This window comes from Tessaracoccus sp. OH4464_COT-324 (assembly GCF_003932855.1).
Lineage (GTDB): Bacteria > Actinomycetota > Actinomycetes > Propionibacteriales > Propionibacteriaceae > Arachnia.
In genome coordinates this window covers 1-795 of the sequence record NZ_RQYZ01000055.1, presented here as the reverse complement: position 1 = coordinate 795, position 795 = coordinate 1, and the positions used below count along the sequence as shown (strand labels likewise).

1 protein-coding gene and 1 pseudogene are annotated in these 795 nt (G+C 63.3%); both read left to right on the top strand.

What is annotated here, in order from left to right; translation table 11 throughout:
- Positions 1-22 precede the first annotated feature (22 nt).
- Positions 23-307 (top strand): transposase, encoded by a 285-nt coding sequence (locus EII42_RS13900; RefSeq protein WP_125172408.1) that lies wholly within the window; start codon positions 23-25, stop codon positions 305-307.
- A gap of 233 nt (positions 308-540) precedes the next feature.
- Positions 541-795: pseudogene (locus tag EII42_RS13355) on the top strand (IS3 family transposase); the annotation flags it as partial.

The following is a 795-nucleotide window of genomic DNA, read 5'->3' as shown; positions in this document are numbered from 1 at the left end:
CCGGATCGTAGGGGCATCGGTAATGAGGATTGCGGTGTCAGAGAAGCGGAAGAAGTACGATCGGGAGTTCCGTGGGGGAGTTGTCCGGATCGTCGAAGAGACCGGAAGGCCGGTAGCGCAGATCGCGCGCGGCTTCGGTGTGAGCGCGGGGATCTTGGGTAACTGGGTGAACCGTGCATGCGAGGCTGCACAGGGCAGTGGGGGGTGTCGGAGGACGACGTGGAGGAACTCAAGTGGCTGGGTGTTGAGGTCGCCGAGCTCCGGATGGAGCGTGGTGTCCTCAAGCGATCTGTGGTCTTGTGGGTGAGGGGGCGACGAAGTGAGTGTGGCACGCTTTATCGCTGATCAGAGGACCAACTACCGCGTGCCGCACACCGTGGATCTGCCTGTTGCTCGGCGTCGGTCTGGCCTGGTTCTACAAGTGGCTGGGTAGAGCGATTGGGCCGTCGGCGAGCTCGGGGTTACATATGAGTCGTGATCGCCGCCGCGGCTGCCTCGAGTGGGCCGTGCGGGTGATGTTCACCAAGAAGCGCGGCCTGCATGGCTCGTCGCGGCTGCACGTCGATCTGCGTGGATGGTTGGGAGGTCAGCGAGAAGACGGTTGCGGACTCGATGCGCCGCCAGGGGCTGGTGGCGCGACGGATCAAGCGCAGGGACGGTCTTGGTCAGCAGGACACGACCGTCCCGAAGTTTTTCGACTTGCTCGAGCGTAACTTCACCGCCGAGCGGCCAAACGTGAAGTGGGTGGGAGACATGACCGAGATCCCCACAGCCGGTGGGAAGCTGTATCTGGTC